Annotated in this window: 21 protein-coding genes; 2 read left to right on the top strand and 19 right to left on the bottom strand. The window is 56.7% G+C overall.

All coding sequences use genetic code 11. The annotated features are described in order from the left end of the window. Positions 1–412: 412 nt before the first annotated feature. Entirely contained in the window at positions 413–1,573 is a 1,161-nt protein-coding gene (locus ACT01B_RS20575; RefSeq protein ID WP_445145061.1) for an IS30 family transposase, read from the top strand. A 31-nt stretch (positions 1,574–1,604) separates the two neighbouring features. Here ACT01B_RS20575 and ACT01B_RS20580 read toward each other — a convergent pair whose 3' ends face one another. Continuing rightward, on the bottom strand, positions 1,605–1,826 hold the full coding sequence (locus ACT01B_RS20580; RefSeq protein ID WP_445145062.1) for a hypothetical protein: 222 nt from the start codon (positions 1,824–1,826) through the stop codon (positions 1,605–1,607). Positions 1,827–2,992: 1,166 nt separating this feature from the next. Here ACT01B_RS20580 and ACT01B_RS20585 point away from each other — a divergent pair. Further along, positions 2,993–3,877, top strand: coding sequence for an alpha/beta hydrolase (locus tag ACT01B_RS20585; protein ID WP_445145063.1), 885 nt, complete (start codon positions 2,993–2,995; stop codon positions 3,875–3,877). A gap of 130 nt (positions 3,878–4,007) precedes the next feature. On the opposite strand, the gene ACT01B_RS20590 is transcribed toward ACT01B_RS20585, so the two are convergent. The 18 genes from ACT01B_RS20590 to ACT01B_RS20675 all read right to left on the bottom strand — a co-directional run bounded on the left by ACT01B_RS20590 (position 4,008) and on the right by ACT01B_RS20675 (position 15,993). Then, the gene (locus tag ACT01B_RS20590; RefSeq protein WP_445145064.1) at positions 4,008–4,313 is read right to left on the bottom strand and encodes a hypothetical protein; all 306 of its coding nucleotides are present in this window, start codon (positions 4,311–4,313) and stop codon (positions 4,008–4,010) included. Between the two features lie 548 nt (positions 4,314–4,861). Next, positions 4,862–5,218, bottom strand: a complete 357-nt coding sequence (locus ACT01B_RS20595; RefSeq protein WP_445145065.1) for a hypothetical protein — start codon at positions 5,216–5,218, stop codon at positions 4,862–4,864. A gap of 60 nt (positions 5,219–5,278) precedes the next feature. Beyond that, entirely contained in the window at positions 5,279–6,136 is an 858-nt protein-coding gene (locus ACT01B_RS20600; protein ID WP_445145066.1) for a DUF2071 domain-containing protein, read from the bottom strand. Positions 6,137–6,302: 166 nt separating this feature from the next. Beyond that, positions 6,303–6,680, bottom strand: a complete 378-nt coding sequence (locus tag ACT01B_RS20605; RefSeq protein WP_445145067.1) for a hypothetical protein — start codon at positions 6,678–6,680, stop codon at positions 6,303–6,305. A gap of 119 nt (positions 6,681–6,799) precedes the next feature. Beyond that, on the bottom strand, positions 6,800–7,207 hold the full coding sequence (locus tag ACT01B_RS20610; protein WP_445145068.1) for a hypothetical protein: 408 nt from the start codon (positions 7,205–7,207) through the stop codon (positions 6,800–6,802). 223 nt (positions 7,208–7,430) lie between these two features. Further along, a complete protein-coding gene (locus ACT01B_RS20615; RefSeq protein ID WP_445145069.1) occupies positions 7,431–7,967 on the bottom strand; it encodes a hypothetical protein in 537 nt (178 codons plus the stop codon). Between the two features lie 104 nt (positions 7,968–8,071). Further along, positions 8,072–8,497 (bottom strand): DUF6228 family protein, encoded by a 426-nt coding sequence (locus tag ACT01B_RS20620; RefSeq protein ID WP_445145070.1) that lies wholly within the window; start codon positions 8,495–8,497, stop codon positions 8,072–8,074. 717 nt (positions 8,498–9,214) lie between these two features. Further along, complete coding sequence (locus ACT01B_RS20625) at positions 9,215–9,424, bottom strand: hypothetical protein (RefSeq protein ID WP_445145071.1); 210 nt, start codon at positions 9,422–9,424, stop codon at positions 9,215–9,217. Positions 9,425–9,524: 100 nt separating this feature from the next. Next, complete coding sequence (locus ACT01B_RS20630; protein ID WP_445145072.1) at positions 9,525–9,947, bottom strand: hypothetical protein; 423 nt, start codon at positions 9,945–9,947, stop codon at positions 9,525–9,527. Positions 9,948–10,060: 113 nt separating this feature from the next. After that, positions 10,061–10,423 (bottom strand): hypothetical protein, encoded by a 363-nt coding sequence (locus ACT01B_RS20635; protein WP_445145073.1) that lies wholly within the window; start codon positions 10,421–10,423, stop codon positions 10,061–10,063. A 57-nt stretch (positions 10,424–10,480) separates the two neighbouring features. Next, positions 10,481–11,053: a transposase gene (locus ACT01B_RS20640; RefSeq protein ID WP_445145074.1), complete on the bottom strand. Its 573-nt coding sequence runs from the start codon at positions 11,051–11,053 to the stop codon at positions 10,481–10,483. After that, positions 11,050–11,286, bottom strand: coding sequence for a DUF6896 domain-containing protein (locus ACT01B_RS20645; RefSeq protein ID WP_445145075.1), 237 nt, complete (start codon positions 11,284–11,286; stop codon positions 11,050–11,052). Before ACT01B_RS20645 ends, ACT01B_RS20640 begins: the two co-directional genes overlap by 4 nt. A gap of 112 nt (positions 11,287–11,398) precedes the next feature. Beyond that, complete coding sequence (locus ACT01B_RS20650) at positions 11,399–11,827, bottom strand: hypothetical protein (RefSeq protein ID WP_445145076.1); 429 nt, start codon at positions 11,825–11,827, stop codon at positions 11,399–11,401. Positions 11,828–12,034: 207 nt separating this feature from the next. After that, positions 12,035–13,129: a hypothetical protein gene (locus ACT01B_RS20655; protein WP_445145077.1), complete on the bottom strand. Its 1,095-nt coding sequence runs from the start codon at positions 13,127–13,129 to the stop codon at positions 12,035–12,037. A 121-nt stretch (positions 13,130–13,250) separates the two neighbouring features. Beyond that, the gene (locus tag ACT01B_RS20660) at positions 13,251–13,514 is read right to left on the bottom strand and encodes a hypothetical protein (protein ID WP_445145078.1); all 264 of its coding nucleotides are present in this window, start codon (positions 13,512–13,514) and stop codon (positions 13,251–13,253) included. A gap of 108 nt (positions 13,515–13,622) precedes the next feature. Further along, the gene (locus ACT01B_RS20665) at positions 13,623–14,255 is read right to left on the bottom strand and encodes a hypothetical protein (RefSeq protein WP_445145079.1); all 633 of its coding nucleotides are present in this window, start codon (positions 14,253–14,255) and stop codon (positions 13,623–13,625) included. A 920-nt stretch (positions 14,256–15,175) separates the two neighbouring features. Then, on the bottom strand, positions 15,176–15,730 hold the full coding sequence (locus tag ACT01B_RS20670) for a hypothetical protein (protein WP_445145080.1): 555 nt from the start codon (positions 15,728–15,730) through the stop codon (positions 15,176–15,178). A gap of 122 nt (positions 15,731–15,852) precedes the next feature. Beyond that, the gene (locus ACT01B_RS20675) at positions 15,853–15,993 is read right to left on the bottom strand and encodes a hypothetical protein (RefSeq protein WP_445145081.1); all 141 of its coding nucleotides are present in this window, start codon (positions 15,991–15,993) and stop codon (positions 15,853–15,855) included. Positions 15,994–16,383: the final 390 nt, after the last annotated feature.

A 16,383-nucleotide genomic window follows, 5' to 3' on the forward strand; every position in this document is an offset into this window, starting at 1 on the left:
CGGCAATCGGCAATGCAGGCATCGACGAGCGAACGCCTTGAAATACCAACTCGAAAAGAAACGTTTCTTGCAACGAGGGCAAGTACTAGAACAAGTTATCACCGACGAAAGCCACCAGCTCGCCATATAGAGCAGGACAGCGGCCACTTCGGCAGAGTCGGACATCCGTACTTGCGATAGTACGAGGCCGAATGGCAGCCATCCTGCAAGCAAGCCAATAGTGATCCATCGCCTGATACGGATACGGCGAAGTGCAGCGTTAATGACACATGTACTTTGCGCCACGGTATGCGTTGCCTCTCTGGCAGAACTAACGATCCATTGTCCAAGTTGGCATAAGGTCCGCTCCGGGTTGCGGATTCAACCGGTCGTTGCAACACCCCTAGACTGCGTCAGCAGGAGGCGTGCTGCAATGGCCCAACGACCCCGGATCCATTACACAGACACCCAGAAGGCCCTGATGTGGGACCGCTGGCAGCGTGGCGAGTCGTTGCACGAGATCGCCAAGCTGTTTGATCGGCACCACTCGGCAGTGCGTCGGATACTGGCCGAGACCGGCGGCATACGACCGTTGCCCCGTCGTCGTGCTGAGCGCGCTTTGACGCTCGCCGAGCGGGAAGAGATCTCACGAGCGATGGTGGCAGGCCATTCGATCCGTGCCGTCGCCTTGCAACTGCAGCGAGCACCGTCGACGATTAGTCGCGAGATCCAGCGTAGCGGTGGTCGGGACGGCTACCGCGCCAATCAGGCCGACCAGCAAGCCTGGGATCGCGCGCGTCGCCCCAAGGTCTGCAAGCTGGCCAAGCATCGGGTGCTCGCAACCCGGGTGGCGCAGAAGCTACAAGGGCGATGGGCGCCGGAGCAGATTTCCGGCTGGCTCAAGGGCACCTACCCGGACAGCGAGGAGCACCAGGTGTCACACGAAACCATCTATCGGAGCCTCTATGTCCAGGCCCGTGGTGCCCTAAAGAAAGAGCTCTTGGCCCACTTGCGGCGCACCCGAACGATGCGCCGTTCGCGCCACCACACGCAGAAGACTGACAACCACGGCCAGCTCCGCGACGCGGTGTCCATCAGCGAGCGCCCAGCCAGCGTCGAGGACCGCGCGGTGCCCGGTCATTGGGAAGGCGATCTGCTCTGCGGCAGCGGCAACAGTCAGATCGTGACCCTCGTTGAGCGACACACGCGCTTTGTCATGCTGATCCAAGTCGCCCGCAAGGATACCGAGACGGTCATCGACGCGTTGATCAAGCACGCGCGCACGTTGCCAAAGGAACTCTATCGATCGCTGACCTGGGATCGCGGCAGCGAAATGGCCGACCATCGACGCTTTACCCTGGCGACGGATATCCAGGTGTACTTCTGCGATCCTCAGCATCCGTGGCAGCGCGGTTCGAACGAGAATACCAACGGCCTACTCAGGCAGTATTTCCCTAAGGGCACTGATTTGTCCGTGCATTCGCAGGCCAAGCTCAACGCCGTGGCACGGGAGTTGAACGGACGTCCAAGAAAGACCTTAAACTTCGAGACGCCGGCCGAACGATTTCATCAGACTGTTGCGATGACCGGTTGAATCCGCAGTCGAAAGCAGACATTACGAAAGCTTAGCTAACCGACCAATCTAACCAAATGCAGTCCACGCTCTCCGGCTGGATCGCCCAGATCCGGAGCAGATCGAACCAACCGCGATTCTCACCTACCTGAATGTGCAACCTCGCACTTGGATAGGCACCGGCCAAGGCTGCGAACAGACCATCGGTCGCTTCGCGCGCCTCTTCCGGATTGCTTCGCGTCGTATCGCCTAGAGCGCAGGCAAGGTATTCCATGACCAGTTCGCGGGACGCGGATTCGCTACCAGGAGGGGTTGGTGCATCTTTCCCAGTCAACACCCCTCGAACCTGGAGTCCGCCTTGGGGGAAGCGAGCCCTCGAAGAGACGCAGAGGCCGTAAAGAAATCCAGCCAGGAAAGGCTGCAAGGTGTTCGTCACTTCATCCCCCTAGTAAAAACGTGCCTGCGCGATAAGGTCGGCTTTGGGTCGGAAGCGGACCTTCCCAGCTTGCCGACGGGCCGCTCTGGCCGCAAGGTCCGCGTTCGGCCAGAACCGGGCACTTTAAGGAAGGCGCATAAGTAGCGACCGAACGATCTGTCTTCCCTTTGGGACTCTGCTAAAGACCTGAGACGGCGAAGAATTGTCGAGCGCTTTGACGGGCGAGAGCCACCAGCCGAGGGCACGTTCGCCAAGTAACGCGATGACAACACTTGCAGTTTCCGCGTCGATCTCGCCGAACGCGGCGAGATGCTGAGGGCTGTCCAAGCGCTTGCACACCGCTTCGGTGTACCTGGCCCATGCAGTGTCTCCCGGATATTCGTCCCGCAGCACGTTAATCGAAGTCACGTCTTCCAGTCCGCAGTGTGGTTTGTGGGTGTCCGTTCCGGGTCGGAAACGGACGATTCTAGCGTCCCTCTCTTTTCCGCCGTATCCGAAGAAAGGCGGCCCTGATCAAACGGGACGCAATGTAGACGGCGACGAATATTCCCCACACCACTACCAGCGCCGCGGGTCCCTCAGGCTCAAACTTCAGTATCGCCAAGGATGCGGCCAAGCATAGGCCAAACATCAGAGCGTCAAGAACCTCGATAGGGGCCATCACCCGAACAAGGCGGGAATCCGGCGACGTACTCTTCAACCGACGCTGGAGCCTTCGACCGAGCACGATCAGGCCAATGATGGGCGTAAGAATCATGAAAAACGCTATCACGATCACGCAAGCGAACTTCATCGACTCTCCCAGGGTTCCGCTTCTCGTGCTCAGAATTTTATGTCTGCTCCGGGTCGGAGGTGGACCCTAGCCAGCATGCCAGTGGGTCACCCCATCCGCAAAGCCAATTCACTTCGCAAAGCCGCCGTCGCCTCAATAAATGCCCCAACGAGCCTCTCATCCGTCACGGCAGCGGGTCACGATGACAAGACCGCATTGGGGGGAACTGCCAATGGCTTCACTCCGCAGCTTGCGCCTCGCTTCGGCAGCCGTACTCATTCTTGCTGTTACGACAGCGGGGATCATGGAGTTTGTCGGGCATATGCTGATAGCGCCCGCACGGGAGGAGATTGGGCCTCCACCACCCGAGCTATCTGCAACCAGGGTCGGCTTTCGCAGTGCTTCGGGTGAGGTATACGGCTGGTTTGCACCCGGCACACCCGGGCGTGGCACCATCCTCCTTCTGCACGGCGTTCACGCGAGCCGACTGGCGATGCTGCCTCGTGCCCGTTGGCTCCATAGCTTGGGCTACTCGGTTTTGCTCATCGATTTCCAGGCGGCGGGTGAGAGTGACGGTAACGCCGTCACGTTCGGATACCGTGAGTCGTTTGATGTGAGTGCCGCCCTAAGCTGGCTTAGAACGCGGTTGCCGGACGAGCGCATCGGCATCATCGCGACTTCTATGGGTGGCGCTGCTGTGCTGCTTGCCGAACCGCCGGTGCGTGTGGACGCTATCGTGCTGGAGCAGGTGTACCCGACGATTCAAGAAGCCACGCGGGATCGGTTAGTCTTGCACCTGGGCTCCATCGGCCAGTGGCTGACTCCGCCTTTTCTCACCAGCATGCGTTTCCTGTTTGGGGTCGACCCCGGTCAACTTCGCCCAATTGACCATATTGGATCACTCTCTTCGCCGAAGCTCTTGATCGCGGGCGACGCCGATCTCTACACACGCTTGGCCGAATCTCGCGCCATGTTCGTGGCGGCCGGCGCCAAGAGTAGCTTATGGATTGTTCCGGGCGCGAGTCACGTCGATCTCTTCCACTATGCGGGTGACGACTATCGTCGCCATGTCGGCAAATTCTTGGATCTGGAGCTGCACGGGGTCTCACGCGAATAGAGTTGAGATGTGCCGTCGCGTCCGCGAGAAAAGGAGGTCCGCTACGGGTCGGAAGCGGACCTCCCCAGATTGCCGACGGCCCGACCCGATCGCAAGGTCCGACATCGGGCACAAGCGGACATTTCGATATTTAGGCGTCCTCGCCGGAAAGAGGCAGCCCACAGTTCATGCAGCGGCCCGCGAGAATATTCGAGAACGTCCTCATGAAGAATAAATTCTTGCATCGAGGGCAGGCGCTAAAGCCAGCAATGGCGCCAAAGATCACCACGATTGCCATATAGAGCAACGCGCCAATCGTCTCTACGGAATTAGAACTTGTCAGATTCGAAATCACAACCATGAAGGGAAGCCAGCCAGCGAAGAGACCGAATACAGTCCAGCGCCGAATTCGAATGCGGCGAAGTGCGGCATCAATAGCCGACAAACTTTGTTCCATAGCGAGGAACCCCTTGTTGCTATGTGGGAAGCTTATTCGAGATGCCCGATTCGGGTCGAAAGCGGCTTCCTACTGCCCGTTGACCATGTAACCCTCAGAGACAACCCGACTCCATCCATTCGCTTGCATACATCGATCAATATTCAGTTGTGTGTCGTCCGCAGGCGTATACCAATGCGATGAACGCTTCAGGCTATCTATGCACCAGTCGAATATGGGCTGTGCTTCATCGTTGGCGCAGATCACTTTCTTTCCTTTGATCTCTAGCGGTGAGCTATATGGAACCCAGCACATCTTTCCGTGTACAAGTTCGAGCATGTGCGGCTTTGCTTGTTCGTAAGGGTTGAGGTAACTGCACCCTTGGACGAACAAGAGTGGCAAAAGCACAAGGCAACTGATCCATCGCATGCCACCTCCTTTTTGATGGTCTTTGCGATGTCCGCTTCGGGTGGCGGGCTCAACCGGTCGATGCAACACTCCTGTTGCTTACGCAGTCGTCAGTGTGTTGCATCGACCGGTTGAGGCCGCCGTCGGGAGCGGACATCCCGTCAAAGTAGAGAAATGACCTCGGCCTCACCGACTAGCTTTCCGCCCTCTTGGATCCGCCAGCGTCGCCCGGGCTGCAATAGCTCCGCGATCCCCACGACGTTTAGGAACTCGACCACTAGCTCGGCAGTCTCCCCAGGCTCAATCCAGCGTTCCCCCGGAACCTCGAATTGACCGATGTAAAAGGTCAGATCGGTAGCTGCACCAAAATTGTGGTTCGGCCGATATCGAGTCGTTACCGGGCTGGTCCGACCACCCTCTTGGGCACTAAACATGTGCACCTTCGCTTGGACTCGAATGGCCTTGGGGCCACTACCAGTCGGCTCTACCACGTCATAGAAACCGAACGCTTTCGACATTTCCTTCCCCGGTTTTCAATGTCCGCGCTGGGTCGCAAGCGGACGTTTGAGTCGAACATATCAGAGCAACCGTTCGGACAGAACACAAAACGGGACGCTTGGAACAAGGAAGCAAAGTGGTCTTCCCGTAGCACCGATTTGCCTGAGGAATTCTCCACTTACAGGTAGATCCACTGATGCCAGCGGCGCCACCGTGTCAGTGTCGACAGGGAGATCTATGGCTGCATACGCGAGACGATCACAGTCTTCGACTTGCGCGACCGCACTGTGTTGCAGACACAGGAACGTGACAGCGCTACGCCATGAGTCGAAAAACGGGGCGAAAGCTTCAAACAATGATCGCTCGGACGTTGCTCCTGCTACACATCGAAATTCGGGCGCGCTACCAGCACCCGCGGAGATCATCGTGGCGAATTGCTCATTCGAGACTGTATGTTCGAACCCTCCGGCGACGTGCGATGGCAGAGCATCGCTGAACAGCCGGGTCCCGATGGCGTAGAGGGGATTGTCAAAGATGTTCTTGACGAACAGGACCGTCTTGTCTGTTGGAACGTTGCCGGGAAGCGTTTCGACGTACAGCCGCCAGTTGCTTTGAAGCGGCGAAGGAAACACTCGTCGAAGCGGCCCAGCGATTCGGGGGCCGAAATGGCCATGAGCATAGGTAAGGATCGTGAATAGTGTCGATCCATTGCGCTGTTTGAGCACAACACCAGTTGGCACTAAGTGGCTAACGTCTCGGACATCGACCACCCATGTGCAATACACCACGTTAGTGACATCACTCGCTAGTTTCAGAAACGGCAAGTGTGAAAAGAGCGCGCGGCGGAACCTCAGGAGCAACCGGCACGAGACCAACCAGTTAGCGAATTTTCCAAGCAGACCGGCTGACGGGTACACAAATTCATTCGTGTACGCCATGTCTTCTTCTGAATGTCCTTCCACTAGACGCTCATCTCTTCTCGTTATCGGAAACTGGGGCAAGGTGCACGGATGGCCAAAGGAATTTCAGCAACTTTTCGACTGCAAGAGAGTCCGCTATGGGTCGACAGCAGACATCTACCCAGTAAGCCGTCCACGCATTGCGTCATCCGACGGATGACGATAGGTCAACTCCTTTGAAGTGCTCCGCCAAGTCGCTAGCGCACAACATCGTTCCGTCCGACCGGACGTTTGCGACAGTATGTGCGGCCGCGACTACAGCGAGGATAACGTCCGTCTTAGTGCGCCCATCCTGAGTCCAATCGTTCGGAAGCGCCTCCACCGCGCCTAATGCCTCCTTCCCAGACATGTATTGCAGGCAGGTGATAAACGACCACTGCAAGCCCACCTCCTGGCGCAGACGTAGGCCGGCAGCCTGTGCGTCGATCTTCTCGTCCATCACGTCCAACAAAACGAGTGCAGCGGCAATGGTCTTTCCCTGAGGACCCAATTTGCTCTTCTTCCGTGGAAACGGGCTGCGCATCAAATTACCTCCGCTCTATGACCGCCTAGTTGTGTTGCTGCAAAGACCGGCTGAATCCGCAGTCGGAAGCGGACGCTCATCCCTAAACCGCGCTGTGCTCTGCTTAAGAGTGCTGTTGGCTACTTATACGCACCCGCAAGACCCACCTTGTAGCCAGCCTTTTTCAGAAAGGCCGTTGCCTTGCCATTGACGACGAGCAACGTAATCAGATTGACCAGCGGAATCAGCAGGAAAACGAACGTGACGACCTTCGCCAGCGTCGACCACTTGAGTTCGCTGGCAATCTTGAAGATACCGAACAGACCCAGCACCACCGCGCCAAGGCGAAGCACCCAGGAACCGATGACCAAATATCCGCCCGTGGCCTGAGAAACGTCCATATTGGGCAGCACCCCGACCAACGCTAACGCGACGAAGTTGACTAGAAATGCATAGATAACAGCCTTCTGTCCTTTGGAAATCTCGCGTGCGGTCAGATCGGCCCCCTGGTTCTGGTTGAACTTGAGATCGGCAAAATTCGGTTCCATGACTTCCCCTTGTCAATCGTGACGACGCGTTGAACGTTACCGTGAACCTCTGAATCACCTGGGCTTCCCTCGGCAGCGAGAAGTCCCGAAAGTCTAAGACTGTGCTCGTACTCTACGGGAGTCGAACTGCCGCCCTTACCCACGATGCAACGTCCGTTGTGGGTCGAAAGAAGGCGTCGGTGGCAACGGCTACTTCCTTCCACGCCTTAAGAGCACGAGCCGTTCACTTGAGCTCAAATGATGTGCGTAGCGGCACGCTGACCTTCCGGACATTGTCTTTGAGAAAAACGCGTAATACCCATGTGCCTGCGGGGTCATCAGAATCGCCAGTCCACCCGATAACCGGTGCCGACAGGAAGGTATGGTTTTTGGATTCGCTGATGACTCCCTTGAAGCAGGTCATATCGAGCTGATGGAACGTTGCTTTCCCATCCGGCCGTAGCACATCGATATCGCACGTTATGTCTGCAGCGCCTCCCTCCTTCAAAAGAGGGTTGGCGAAAAAGATCAGGAAAAAGACCTGTTTCCCTCTCGGAACAGCCTTTGCCACAGCAAAATTGGGAACAGTGTCTGATGGCGTCTGCCATTTAGCCTGCCAATCCGCGTCCGGAGTGACCAACAACGAGCCTCCAAATCCACCTACGGACCGCCGGGATTCGGTATCGGGCGCGAAGTGCCCCCGCCCGTCCTTCCACCCCTCTTGGGAAAAAGCAGGCAAGGCCAACAAAGTCAGCAGAAGCAAGCTCAGTAGCTTTGGCATGGATCCCCCAATCCAGTCAACAGTCCCTCGCAGTGTTCCGGCGTTGACCTGCAGCGTCAATAGCATCGATCGTCCGCTAGGGGTCGGAAGCGGAAATTTCGATGTCAGGCAGGAACAACCATCCCGAAGTAAGCTTCGGCTCTCTTCGCTAGGTCGTCGAGCTGCCCCGCCTCAATGATCAATGAAGCCTCTGCTACCCATAGGTTGGGGACATCCACGCCCCTTAAGCGAAACCTCAGCCGGATATGTCCGAGAGAGTCAGCAGTATTAGCCTCCAGGCGGAAATGACCTTCCAGGGATTCGTGATCCTTGACGCCTTGCCAACCCCGCCAATGGACTGCGAGATCCTTGAAGAATGCCGTCCATTGGTCCGGCCTAATGTCATAGACCTTCGTTACCGCGCTCAGCTCGTGTGATGAAGCGCTCACAGAAAACGTGCAGCCGTCGTACCCGGTCAGATCCGTTGGAATCTCCCCCTCAAAGCGAAGGGTCGTACTGCTGTTTACGTCCTTGATCAAGAAGTCGGGCATGCGCCAAGCTCCATAATTGTTTTGCAGTTCTGCGAACTGTCCGTTTTGGGTCGGAAGCGGACCTCATTATCACGGAGAGGGCGCAACATCGTGCCAAATCTCCGCACGCTCAAACAATCCGACGTATAGCTCAACGAGCTTCGTCAGGCCTCTCGATCCTGCATTGGAATCCGGCTGCCAACGTGAAATCACCTTACATTCGCCGTGACTAACTACTTCGACAATCAGAGTGTCTCCATCCGCTCCGAGAGTGGCATCCTCTGGAGGGAGCAACCAAAAGCCCGCATCGTCGAGTGCCTTCTTTAATTCACTGATCTCTGCTCGGGATGGCTTGTCGGTCTTCTGAAACTCGATTGTCCCAGAGTCGTACCCGGCGCGGCCCGACAAGACAACCGCCCGTCTGAGCGTCCCCGCCCCATTTTCTTCGTACCGAAGCGCGATTGGGTGCCGAAATATCGGCGAGTAGACGAGTCGCATCGCGAAATAGCTCGGGTCCTTGCCTGCGGCGGTAAGGACCGGCTCATTCATAGGTTTCAGATACGCGTCTGCGTATGAGTTACTCCGACACTCCTTGACCTTAGTAGCCTCGCTGGCGCAGACCGAATTGGCCCAGATCGCCAAGATCAAGTAAAGGATGGGGCGTACCAATTTCACGAGCTACGTCCTTGTCTGTGGATTCTCGGGTGTCCGCTCCGGGTCGAAAGCTGACTTTCCAGCTCACACCCTTGGCCGCGATATGTGGGCAAAAAATCCAGCTAAAGCGACTAACCAACCCAACAACATTACTGCCCATCCCAGCTTGTGCCACCAAAGGACGCCCAGGGCGAAACCACCGGCGGCAATCGCGAGGCCGGCGACACCGATCCGCACTCCAAGGAAGCGTCTGTCTGTGAAGATAATCTTCAGGTCTAGGTCTTCGTCGATCATCAATAGTCCCCTCTAGCCTCTTCGCGTTCCGTCGTGCAATGTCCGTTCTGAGTGGCGGACATAACGGGGATGCCCTGCTCATAGGACGATACATTCGGCGTCAGCTATTTGCTTCAACCGGCTCGATTGACTGAACTTTGATGCCAATTGGCTTGCAGGACCCTAAGCTAACTTCGCCCGGTGGGGCCGGGTCCACTATCCGCCCCCTGATTACAACCGTAGTTGCGTCGAGTTCCTGTGCCCGTTTGATTAGGGCCATATCGGCGCGCTTGATGAGAATCGGAAGGCATAGCGGTTCGGGCGGATTGCTGGGATCGGTACCCACTGGAAATAGGTTTCTGTTTTCGCCTGCCCAACGTAAGAGGCCCGTTACTCTGAGTTCCTTGCCGAGCATGGGTTTTGCGTCCCGAAAAACCTGGGGTGCTGGACTCTTTGTTGCTTCAATCGCATAGGCCGAGGTCACGAAGCTGTATGCCATCGTGATGGCAGCCGCATACAGCGAACCCCTCTGGACAATCTTCATGGTCTTGGTCCTGTTTCCAGCCAACACTTCCAATTGAATCAGGGTGAAGCCGCACAGAAACGCTCGTCGATCTGCTTCGTTCTGCGAGATGTCCGCTTTGGGTTGCGGACAGTTCAACGAAATCGAATCTTGACGATCTTCATGTCCGCCCTTCCAACCTCATAGCTTGAAATCCCGTCGAACACGCGTCGCCCCTGATAAGGCTTGATAGTGAAAGTGAATACGAAGGAGCTATCGGTCTCTCGCACTTGAAAGGTGTAGTTGTATGGGGCCGCGGCAAATCGCTGAAAGTCGTTCTCGGCAGGCTGGACTTGGAGGTCCTTCGCGAATTGTTCCAATGCGACGCATCCAGCGCGCAACTCCTGCACGGAATGCACCCCAGCCTGAACCGGCGGCGCGGCGGTCCTAGAGCAGGATCCGAGGCAGACCAAGGCCACAGTCAGCACAACCTTTTCCACGAACACCAGACACTTCACGGCCCATCCCCTGTTAAGCCCACTGCGTCCGCTTCATGCCCTGAGCCGTTCCGTCAACTATCGGACGAAGCCGGGCCGGCGAGCAAGGGCGAGCCGCGACGTTGCAGGGCCATAAGGTAGCGCGACTCGTCGTAGGGCGTGTGGGACTGCCAACAGCGATGCAGGATGCGGATCCACTTGAAGGCGAGCGCCCGTACGGCCACCTGGTGCGGGCTGCCCTTGGCGCGCTGCTGGCGATAGAAGGCGCCGGCCCAGAAGGACTTGTTGATGGTCTGCGCGGCCCACTCGACGAGTGGTCTGGCGCAGAAAGGTGGGGCATTGCCAACGCCAGTGCACCCAGCTTTTCTTGCCGCTGCGCTCCGTCACCGGTGCCACGCCGGAATAGCGCTGCAGTTGCTCGGCGGTAGCGAAGCGTTCGCGTTGGTCGCCGAAGGCGGTCAGCAGGCGCGGGGTCAAGATCGGTCCACTGCCCGGCAAGGCCTCGAAGAGCGCGTAGTCGGGAAGCGTGGGAGCGAGCACAGCGATCTCTTCGTCGAACCGTTCGATAGCCCGCAGTGCCACCTGCAACTGCTCGACCAGGGCCTCAGCCAGCAGCTGATGCGTGGTGATCACGGCCGGATCCTCGGTCATGCATTCGCGCCAAAATCAAAGTCGATGGAAGCGCTGGGCAAGAAAACCTCACAGCCATATCCGTGCTTTCGATAGCTAATGCCACCTTCAAGGAGACCACGCGCCGGGATTAGGTTTGCGGCCCAGTCGAGGTTGCTTGAAGGAAGCGGAATCCCCGACTTCACCATCAAGGCTATCGCCGTGCTCACGGCAGATTGATATTCGTGGACCAGGACCAGCAATCGAGAATCCATACTTCCCCGCCGTTGACCTTGAGGCTTCCGAGCTTGGGTCCGCTGTGGGTTGTGGATTCAGGCAATGCTTCGAGTGTTTTCTACCTGGCCATCCCCTGTCGGGCCGCCTGCGTCAGGAAACCCATGTTAGGAGACTGAAGAACACGCCTCCCCCAAGGAACTCGAAGCTGCGCTCACCTGACAACCGGACGTTGTAGTCATGAATCACAATCTTCAGCTCAGGCCGCATCGTTCCGTCGCGAACAACGACAGCCTGACCACCTTCGAGAAGCTGTCCGACCAGATACAAAGCGTCGCGTTGAGGAAAAGCTTCGCCTAATGTGATCTTGGCGCAGCCCGACTCATCCGTTTCGGACGACATGCCATCGAGTAACAGGCGTGCTCGATCGCCGGCGATCAGCGCGAGCCGCTGAGCTTCGTTTTGATAGGTTGGGATCCGATTTCTGCTCAGGTCATCTAGGGTGTTCTGTGACAATAGGATTCTCGCACCCGTGACCCGGACGGAGGCACAAGGGTGGGGAATCACGGTCAGCGGATCCATGGCCCTGTACCCGTTTGGTGGAGGGCCCAACTCCTGTGCGGACAGGTCACCAGAAAGCGCGAACGATGCGAGGAAGGCGAGGAAAATTCCAGTTCTCACAAATGTTCCTCTCAGTAGGTCAAAAACGCCTGACAAGTCCTGATACAGGCGGACCGGAGACAGCGTTTTCATCAATGTCCGTTTTGCATCGGAAGCCGACGTGCAGTGTTAGCGGGGAATAAGCATAGGAACAGTTCCGCTTACAGAATGCCGTTCGTTCGCGCTGGTCTTTACAAGAACCACCCGTGGATTGTCGAAGCTGACATCGATGCCACCAATGGCCTTGAAGTGAGGCAAAGGAGTCATCGTGGCAGCACCACGCCAGTCGATCTGATAGAGCCCGTCGGTGCCAACTGCCCACAATGTGCCACCACTTGAGGTTAAACCGAAGAACGCTATCGTTTCAGCGGGCGGAGCATGACTTCGCGATAAGCTCGCTAGGAATCCCGAGTCAAAGGGCTTCGTGTACAGGGTTCGAATTACGTCTCCACACACCTCAACGATCCGGCCATGCGCCATCATGTGGACGAGACCCACGGCGATAGCCAGGCAGCTGTTGTTCCAAGGTTCGGCCGCGATACCGTTCACCGGATCACACTCGGAGTTCAATGGTCCGCCGCAGAGTTGGCCCGTGATATTTTTTTCTACGGAGGCAACCTCCCCGGTAATCTTGTCTATTTGAGCCAGGCCGCCGCCCCATTCGCCGGCATTGAGCGCAACGAAAAAGTATCTACCGTTGTCATACGACGCACTGACTAAGCCGCGATGCAATGGCCCCGAGAGTGACGTTGAATGAACTGCGCCGTCCTTACCAAGCGCAATCAGACGCTTTGAAGTCAGTATCGTCTCAGCGCCACCCATGCAATTGATGGAGATGAAGGCGTCTCCATCCGTTGGTACTGTGGTTATCGTAGACCACGCTTGGTTGGACCAAACGGATAGCTCCCAGCGGGAATCGCCCCCATTGGATATAGCGACCGGATGCCCATCGCGCACACATAAATCGAGCACCGAACCTGGAAGATGCTGCGTTACTCGACTATCGCCAGATTCCTCGATCGCAGACAATTCGCCGGCATCTGAAAGAAGCCATAAATGGTGATCGGCGAAGACCGCTCGAATGAGGAATGACTCCTGTCCCTGGCGCACAGGTTCGGTCGCATGAACATTAGTCGGCATGCACAAGAAAAGCGCCGCGACCGTTGTTAATGGCGCCAGAGCTATGACGAACGTAATGGAATAAAACGGCCTGAATTTGATCACGCGTGAGTTCCCTTCCATCTCGCTCTACCAGTGGCTATGTGATCGAAGATACGTGATGTCTGCTCTAGGTCGGAGGCGGACATCCCAACTTGGTTAACTATCAATTGTCGCTCGGCCATTCTTACCCATTCGAAAGCCAGCCTCCGGCCGCCGAGCCCAGCGCCGCCAGGATGCCGACCAACACGGCAAAGGCATTCGTCGACAATTCCTTCTTCGCTCGGATTGCGCTGGCTAGCCCGATACCGGTTGCTACGCCCGCGGCAACAAAGGGCTTAAACGCATGAGAATCAAATAGGCTAAACATCAGCATCGCCAACGAAACAGCGGCCAATGCACACAGGAACGACGTACCAAAACGGGTCAGCACCTTCACAGTCACCTCCATGTATTTAATCCGGCGCACCTCAGACTAGCGTGTTGATCATAAGGTCGGGTTCGGGTCGGAAGCGGACCTTACGGTTGTGCGCTTTTCCGCCACTCGGCAAGGGGCGCTTCACACACCCTTATTGTCTGCACTTACACTTTCGGCGCTCACTTCCAGCTCAAACCGGCCTACGGGATAGGCCAGGACATCGAGCGTAGTAGAGGGAAAGTTGTTGACCAAAATGTGGATGTGCTCGATTGGCTGGTCGATGCTCGAATTGTCGGCGGCCACGACGATATAAGAGAGATCTGCGCCGGAGAACTCCGCATCGAACGATATGTGCAACGGAGTCGCGACCCCGGAGGCTTGATGTAAGTCGTACTTGCTCGAGCCAGCCTTGATGACTCGCCCGGTCGACGACAGCCCATAAAGAACGGGGACCATGATGCGTTTGTCGTAGCCAAAGCATGCGCAATAGGAGTTCAACGAGACCTTGAGTCCGCCCGCATGCGCTCCGTCGATCTTGAAGATCTTGTAATACGACGAGTAGTTGGAAATCTGCACGACCTTATCGTGCGAATCAATGTGGTAGCTGTTCGTTCCCTGCTTCAAGGTCAATACGTCTGATGCCTGGAGCGAGACCGAGGTTAGGCTAGCTGATGGCGACCGTTTCATCTGCGACAAGTACGTGTCGCTTGGTGGAACGCTGGCGCAACCGAACAAACCGAAAGCCATAAGGCACAGCAAAGATACGCGCTTCATCTTCCCCCCTGAATTTATACGGCCAGTGCAAGCCAGCTGCCCCCACATTCTAGTCCTCACCTTACGCAAGCCTTCGGTGCAGGACAACGCATCAGCCCATTGATATTCACCGACCGGCAGCTAAGGTCCGCATCGGGTCGGGAGCGGACCTTTCGTATGCCTAATGATTACCGAAAATGAGGCTGGTCACATCGCGCCAACCTGAAGCTGAGAGCGGGAGCAATTCGCCGTCTCGGAACTGACAAAGCAGTACGGTCGCCTGTGATGCCGTGAACCGCTCGTCTCCTTGAAGCACCAACGTCCCAGCACCGAAAGGCAGCTTGGTCCCATCAGGGAAGACCGGATGCGACTTGGCCTGATGAGCCCGGTAGTGACTCCCTGTGGTGATGTCTCTGACTTCAACAGCGCAAGTCTGGCTCCCGCCCGCCACTTGAATGTAGCTACCGGTGACAGACGTCAGGATTGCGAAGGAGCTTGGCCCAAAACTGCGAAGTGAATCCACAGCACGAACGATGTCCGCCTCTGTGGCGTCGTGGATGGTCGGTTTCCCTTCTATATCAAGACGCACTCCGCCCCCTTAATCGACCGATTCGTAGCAAAAACGAACATTGCGGCAGTGTCTGCTCCGGGTGGGGAGCCGACGTTAGCGTCGCGAAAGAATCGAATGCATCCGCGAAAGAATAAATCCACCGCTAGCGCCCCCTAGCACAGCGCCAAGCTGAGGATGCCCCTGGGCACTTCCGAAATAGCTTCCAATCCCACCACACAGCCCACAAAGGGCCAGTGCAAGCCAATACTTCCACTGTCCTAGCTTTTCAGCGAAGTCCATATCGTGTCCCGATGAACGGATTAGTTGATTTCATTGATTGATCAGCTTTTCTTTGGCTTGGAAGCGGACATCTCTGATCGAGAGGTAACGCTCAACTTTGGCTTGCTGCTGGGCCGGGATTAACCCCTATCCATACTTCGATACCCCTCTTATCTGCTCCCGCGTCAGTGAATTCGATGGGTAGGAATGGGATCTCCGCCGCGACAAACGCGGCCATAAGACGGGTCTTCTCGGCAGACGGAATGCCACTTATTTCAACGCCTACAGTTGTGTTGGTCATACCTCCGAACCAATTAGTCTGTAGGCCTGCTTCTGAAAGCGCGTCAAAGATTTGCTTGTGGAAATTCGATGGTTCGGCCTCGTGACGGTTATGAGCTACGACGAGATGGAAAGAGGCCCCGAGCCTTAAGCTCTCAATGAGCCGTAGGCGCTGCTTAGAAGTTAGCGATCGAGGGCCCAGCTGTTTAAGCAGTACCCGCTGCTGCCTGGCAGTCGCAATACGGTTGATTATGGGAGCGATGACTGTGATGCAGCCGGCGGCCACGGCCGTTTTCGTCCAGCCGAGTCCACTGGCCATCGCAGCGGTGATGCCGGCGATGACACTTACTGAAAACGCCGTGCGATCAACAATCTTCAACAAGTTCATGCCTATCCCAAGGGGGCCCGAGGCCGCCATCACGGTCGAAGCCCATAGTTCACCCGTACTGTCCGCTACGGGTCGCGGATTCAGCCGGTCGTTGCAACCCTCACAAACTGCCGGCGCCCTTTTCACTCCAATGCGTGAAGGTGGACGCCAAGCAGAATCTTTATCAGGAGCATATAAGCGGCACCGCCGAGAATAACTGAGACCGTTACGATGGCAGCAAGCCGCAAGGCTCCCCAAAAGATGACCGTCCAACGTAATTTCATGGCGACCGGACTCCGGCAAGTATCAGGTGTGTTCTGGCATCCCCAAAAGGTCCGTTCCGGGTCGGAGGCGGACATTGCCAAACCGGCTAATCTTCGTGCTTCGATGGCACGGCATCTTCACCGAAATGCATCTCGATAGCGGTCCGCACTAAGCCAGGGTAAGCGAACCAATATTGGCGTCTAGTGCGATCGGACACAAAGGCCGCACCAAGGTCATGGATGGCCAGACGGCGTTCGAACTCCGATATCGGGGCTCGATCAAAGCTGAGCAAAGCACGCCTATAGCGGGTCATTAGGCGTTTGAAATCGCCAATGCAGGTGATTCCTAGCGCCCGCAGTTCTGTTGCCAATTCATCGAACGAACCGTCGCCGTAATCATTCCTTCGAGGA

It is taken from the genome of Dyella sp. Tek66A03, from assembly GCF_052567735.1.

Excerpts from the sequence above, each read along its gene's own strand:
- ACT01B_RS20575 (WP_445145061.1), top strand. The coding sequence starts at position 413 with ATGGCCCAACGACCCCGGATCCATTACACAGACACCCAGAAGGCCCTG.
- ACT01B_RS20580 (WP_445145062.1), bottom strand. The coding sequence starts at position 1,826 with ATGGAATACCTTGCCTGCGCTCTAGGCGATACGACGCGAAGCAATCCG.
- ACT01B_RS20585 (WP_445145063.1), top strand. The coding sequence starts at position 2,993 with ATGGCTTCACTCCGCAGCTTGCGCCTCGCTTCGGCAGCCGTACTCATT.
- ACT01B_RS20590 (WP_445145064.1), bottom strand. The coding sequence starts at position 4,313 with ATGGAACAAAGTTTGTCGGCTATTGATGCCGCACTTCGCCGCATTCGA.
- ACT01B_RS20595 (WP_445145065.1), bottom strand. The coding sequence starts at position 5,218 with ATGTCGAAAGCGTTCGGTTTCTATGACGTGGTAGAGCCGACTGGTAGT.
- ACT01B_RS20600 (WP_445145066.1), bottom strand. The coding sequence starts at position 6,136 with ATGGCGTACACGAATGAATTTGTGTACCCGTCAGCCGGTCTGCTTGGA.
- ACT01B_RS20605 (WP_445145067.1), bottom strand. The coding sequence starts at position 6,680 with ATGCGCAGCCCGTTTCCACGGAAGAAGAGCAAATTGGGTCCTCAGGGA.
- ACT01B_RS20610 (WP_445145068.1), bottom strand. The coding sequence starts at position 7,207 with ATGGAACCGAATTTTGCCGATCTCAAGTTCAACCAGAACCAGGGGGCC.
- ACT01B_RS20615 (WP_445145069.1), bottom strand. The coding sequence starts at position 7,967 with ATGCCAAAGCTACTGAGCTTGCTTCTGCTGACTTTGTTGGCCTTGCCT.
- ACT01B_RS20620 (WP_445145070.1), bottom strand. The coding sequence starts at position 8,497 with ATGCCCGACTTCTTGATCAAGGACGTAAACAGCAGTACGACCCTTCGC.
- ACT01B_RS20625 (WP_445145071.1), bottom strand. The coding sequence starts at position 9,424 with ATGATCGACGAAGACCTAGACCTGAAGATTATCTTCACAGACAGACGC.
- ACT01B_RS20630 (WP_445145072.1), bottom strand. The coding sequence starts at position 9,947 with ATGAAGATTGTCCAGAGGGGTTCGCTGTATGCGGCTGCCATCACGATG.
- ACT01B_RS20640 (WP_445145074.1), bottom strand. The coding sequence starts at position 11,053 with ATGACCGAGGATCCGGCCGTGATCACCACGCATCAGCTGCTGGCTGAG.
- ACT01B_RS20645 (WP_445145075.1), bottom strand. The coding sequence starts at position 11,286 with ATGGATTCTCGATTGCTGGTCCTGGTCCACGAATATCAATCTGCCGTG.
- ACT01B_RS20650 (WP_445145076.1), bottom strand. The coding sequence starts at position 11,827 with ATGGATCCGCTGACCGTGATTCCCCACCCTTGTGCCTCCGTCCGGGTC.
- ACT01B_RS20660 (WP_445145078.1), bottom strand. The coding sequence starts at position 13,514 with ATGGAGGTGACTGTGAAGGTGCTGACCCGTTTTGGTACGTCGTTCCTG.
- ACT01B_RS20665 (WP_445145079.1), bottom strand. The coding sequence starts at position 14,255 with ATGAAGCGCGTATCTTTGCTGTGCCTTATGGCTTTCGGTTTGTTCGGT.
- ACT01B_RS20670 (WP_445145080.1), bottom strand. The coding sequence starts at position 15,730 with ATGAACTTGTTGAAGATTGTTGATCGCACGGCGTTTTCAGTAAGTGTC.
- ACT01B_RS20675 (WP_445145081.1), bottom strand. The coding sequence starts at position 15,993 with ATGAAATTACGTTGGACGGTCATCTTTTGGGGAGCCTTGCGGCTTGCT.